The 4,252-nt window shown below is 59.8% G+C and carries 3 protein-coding genes; 1 reads left to right on the forward strand and 2 read right to left on the reverse strand.

The genetic code is table 11. The features are described 5' to 3' along the window. Positions 1 to 285 precede the first annotated feature (285 nt). On the forward strand, positions 286 to 1,416 hold the full coding sequence (locus E1N52_RS43035; protein ID WP_133191157.1) for an IS110 family RNA-guided transposase: 1,131 nt from the start codon (positions 286 to 288) through the stop codon (positions 1,414 to 1,416). A 392-nt stretch (positions 1,417 to 1,808) separates the two neighbouring features. Here E1N52_RS43035 and E1N52_RS43040 read toward each other — a convergent pair whose 3' ends face one another. Both E1N52_RS43040 and E1N52_RS43045 read right to left on the reverse strand, forming a co-directional pair. Further along, positions 1,809 to 2,933, reverse strand: a complete 1,125-nt coding sequence (locus E1N52_RS43040; protein ID WP_133191153.1) for a succinylglutamate desuccinylase/aspartoacylase family protein — start codon at positions 2,931 to 2,933, stop codon at positions 1,809 to 1,811. A 46-nt stretch (positions 2,934 to 2,979) separates the two neighbouring features. After that, entirely contained in the window at positions 2,980 to 4,125 is a 1,146-nt protein-coding gene (locus E1N52_RS43045; RefSeq protein WP_165979593.1) for a succinylglutamate desuccinylase/aspartoacylase family protein, read from the reverse strand. Between the last annotated feature and the right edge of the window lie 127 nt (positions 4,126 to 4,252).

Consider the following 4,252-nt stretch of genomic DNA (forward strand, 5'->3'; position numbering starts at 1 on the left):
TGTGCATTCGGAACTTGCCTAGCCTTCACACCGCATCGCTGCTAGCAGTGTCAGCCCCCCGTCACCGAGTTGAGCCGTCATTCGAAAAGTACATTGTCCCAAGAGCTTCACACCCGAAAGTTACCCATCGCGCATGTCTTGGTAGGCAACTGCTGGTCGTACAGCAGGTCACAGCCTCTGCCGCAAATAGCAATGGCGGCGGAGTGTGACAAGACAGGGAAGAGCTTTGCCATCCAATACCTCAACCGGTTTACGTCCGGCAGACGGCGACACGTGTCGCAAAGCATGGAACACGATAGCACGCTATACGTCGGCCTGGACGTTCACAAGGACTCGATCACGGTCGCGTACGCGCACGGTTCGGGCGAGGTCGAACTGCTTGGCAGGATGGGGACGACGCAGACCGACATCGATCGCCTGTGCAAACGCATGCAGTCCAAAGCGCGCCACGTACGCGTCGTCTACGAAGCGGGTCCGTGCGGCTATGGGCTCTACCGTCAGCTCGTGCAGAAGGGCTTTGACTGCATGGTGTGCGCACCGTCACTGATTCCCAGAAAGCCAGGCGAGCGCGTCAAGACCGATCGACGCGACGCCGTCAAGCTGGTGCGGTTGCTCCGTACCGGCGACCTGTCAGCCGTGTACGTACCCACGGTAGACGATGAAGCGTTTCGGGATCTGGCACGTGCGTGGGTGAGCGCCAAAGACGATATGAAGCGTGCGCGACAACGACTGAAGGCCTTCCTGCTCTCGCATGGCGTGCGCTATGTGGGTCGTGCCGACTGGGGAGCCGCGCACCGTCGCTGGGTAAGCGCATTTTCATTCGACAACCTTTGGCAGCAACTCGCGCTTGACGAGCTTCGGCGCACGATTGAGGACCGCCTTGCGCAATGCGATCGTCTCGAGGCCGCCCTGCGCGAGGCAGTCCTCAACTGGCGCTTCTATCCGGCGGTCCCCGGCCTGCAGGCCATGCGCGGCGTGCAGTTCACTACGGCCGTAGGCATGCTCGCCGAGCTGGGCGATCTCTCGCGATTCGAGCATCCGCGCCAACTGATGGCCTGGCTCGGCGTTACCCCGTCAGAACATTCCTCCGGCAACAAACGGCGCCAGGGCAGCATCACCAAGACGGGTAACAGTTATGCAAGAAAGCTGTTAGTCGAGGCCGCCTGGAGCTACCGGCACCCGGCACGTGTGAGCCCCGAGATCCAGCGGCGACATGAAGGCATCCCCAAGCCCATCATCGATCGCGCCTGGGACGCGCAGGTGCGACTGTGCCGGCGTTATCGCAAGCTCATCGCTCGCGGCAAGCAGAAGAATATCGCGGTGGTCGCGGTCGCCCGCGAACTCAGCGGGTTCATCTGGGACATCAGTCGGCTGGCGATGTCGCTCGCTGTACCGCGCGAGGTGCACACGGCGTAATGCAACACCTGAGCCCCCGTTGACCTCACCCTAACCACTGGAGGAAGAGTTTCCTGAAGGCGACGTAGCCCGGCACGCGAGCGAGTGACCCGCGAATGGACTACGCAACGGACAACATCCAGATTTGCGACGCTAGATAGCGGCAGGCTCGTTGGACGGACCTCTGTAATGCGGTAGCCAACCCGCGAATATCAGTGTGATCCACCGTCGAGATTTACTGCTACGTCGCCCTCAGGAAATTCACATGACATGTACTCGAGAAGCTGAAAACCGATCCCATTGACACGTGAAGTCATATCAGTCCATTGAACCAATGAAATTGCACTGATCTAATAGTGCATGGGCAAAATGAATCTTAGTGAAGCTGAGCGCGAAGAACTGATGTGCAACCACTAGTCGGGTAGAAGCGCACCTGCAACGCGACCAGGAACAGTCTCACTCCCTGCCATCATGGCGATTCGCTGCCCGGCGAGCACGAAATGGACATGCATCCGTGCGACGAGAATTCCGTTCGTCCGCGCCCGGACTTCCACGCGGCGCGCAGCGTGACATGGCGTTACCCCTACAATTTCCGCGATCACGGAATCGCGCTCGACGTACTCCCCTGGGCCCACCTGCCAACTGACGATCCCTGACTGCGTCGCCTTCACATGATCGACCGCTTCGAGCGCTGCGATAACCGGTGCAGAGCGTTGCGCAACTGCCTCCCGGTCAACGACCAAACCCTCGATACGCAGGAAGTCGAGCAACGCGTCGGCATCGCCAATCGCCAGCTCATCAGATACATCGCGTTGTCCACGCAACTCGATAACGGCCGAAAACCCCTGCCGGGATTCACACGGCAGACCGCCTCGTCGCAATGCGAGCCACGTGTCGTGGAATGCCTGGTCGAAAGTGCCGCCGCCGGCATGTTCCTCAAGAAGCAACACCGGAGATTTCAGGCACCTCGCCAGCGCAGTAGCGCGTTCTTCCTGTGCCCAATTGCTGTACACATGCATGATCGCCGTCTTGTCGCAATGCAGGTCGAGCGCCATGTCGTGCGCAAATGCGCGGCATAGAAGCGTCGCTTTCAGGTAGTCGACCGGGTCTGCACCTTTGGTGTCAGGCGCCGCAATCGCCATCAGCCACGCCTTCACTTCGTGGAGCGTTCTGGGGTGATCGCCGGCCTCAATCCGCCGCAGAACCTCCAAACGAACATCCGGAAAGCGCCGATCGAAGTTGCCACTTCCCGCGCAATCAAAGCGCCCCGTGAGCGTTCCGCCAACGACCTGCTGCATACCGATGGGATTCGCCCAGGTCATCACGGCAATACGACCGTTCAGAGCCCCCAGGCGCTCCAGCGTCACGAGACGTTCGAGCAGATGCTGGATCAAAAGCAGTCCAGGTACCTCGCCAGCGTGCAATGCGGCTTGAACGTAAAGAGAACAGTCGGCGTCTTTCGGCCCGAATGCATATTCACGCAGCGACAGGCTTAACCCCGGCGCAGATCCAGGCAGCGGTATATCCTCTATTTCCATGACTCGGTCTTTACCCGCGATCGGTTAGAACTGCGTGAGAAAGCGCTTAAAAATCGAGCAGTAAATTGCCGGGATCGCGCCCTTCGAGCGCCAAATCTCCCGCGATCAAAGCTGCACGTTGGCCAGGCCGCACAAGCTTTTGCAATTGACGCACGACCATCACGCCGTCAATCGGACTAACGACCGGGATGCGCGAATTGATTCCTTCGCCATCGAGACGGACGATCTCTGCGAACGTCTCTCCAGCCACGATATGCTCTCCGGGCGCGCGTCGATAAACGATCACGCCAGCACACGCGCACCGTACGTGGGCAGCCCCCTGGAGTGGAAATACGTTGGGCGACGCCTTCAAACGTTGGGCATTATCCGCCTCTGGCAAGGACAAGATGCCTTCGGATTCGGCGAAATGAAGCAGACGTCTCGCATCATCGAGCGCGAGTTCATCGTTGACGTCCGTCTGGCCACGCAGCTCGATCGTCGCCGAAAAGCCGCTCTCGTTCACACCGAATACGCCAGCCTGCTGCAATGCCCCCCACGCGCTCGAGTGCGTCTGATCGAATGCTCCTCCCCCGCTCTGGGACGGCTCGAGCAGCACGACCGGTGCTCCGATTTGGCGAGCCAATCTCACAGCCCGCTCACGTTGCAGGGCTGACGCATACACATGAGCGACTGCGTCGGTATCGCAATGCAGATCGAGAACGATGTCGTGTTCTAATGCCAGTCTTGCCAGTTCAAGCTTCATCGCCGCAGTGGGACTCAGATCGTCACGCCCGCCCAGCAAACCGCGGAAATAGTGCTTCCACCCGGATCGATTGAGGCTGCGCGCATCCGCTTCGCGCATACGATTCGCTACTGCTTGATCCAGCAACGGGAAGTTGCGGTTGAAATTTTCCCCATTCTCAAAGTCGAATCGCCCAACCACCGGGCCGAATAGTCTTTGTGACAGACCGATCGGGTTGGCGTACGGCACGACAGTGATACGGCCATGGATCCGGCCGGCGCTATCGAGTACGTGCAGCAACTCGACCAGGTGTTGCAGAACCAGCAGACCGGGATGCTCGTCGGCATGCAAGCCCGCATGCAGATACAGGCTGCGCCCGCTATCGGCTCCGCCGAACCGATGCGCCGTCAGATGGAGTGCGACGCCAGGTGCAGGTGATGGGAGAGGAATCTCGATGCGTTGATAGGTCACGTGTTGCCTCCTCAAACGAATCCCGACGACGAACGTCCGCGCCACCGGTTGCCCGACTTGTGAATTAATGTCCAGCTGTACCGGCGACGATCCGATAGAGCTCCGCTGCGACGGCGATGTCCTCCAG

The sequence above is a fragment of the Paraburkholderia guartelaensis genome (assembly GCF_004353905.1).
Lineage (GTDB): Bacteria > Pseudomonadota > Gammaproteobacteria > Burkholderiales > Burkholderiaceae > Paraburkholderia > Paraburkholderia guartelaensis.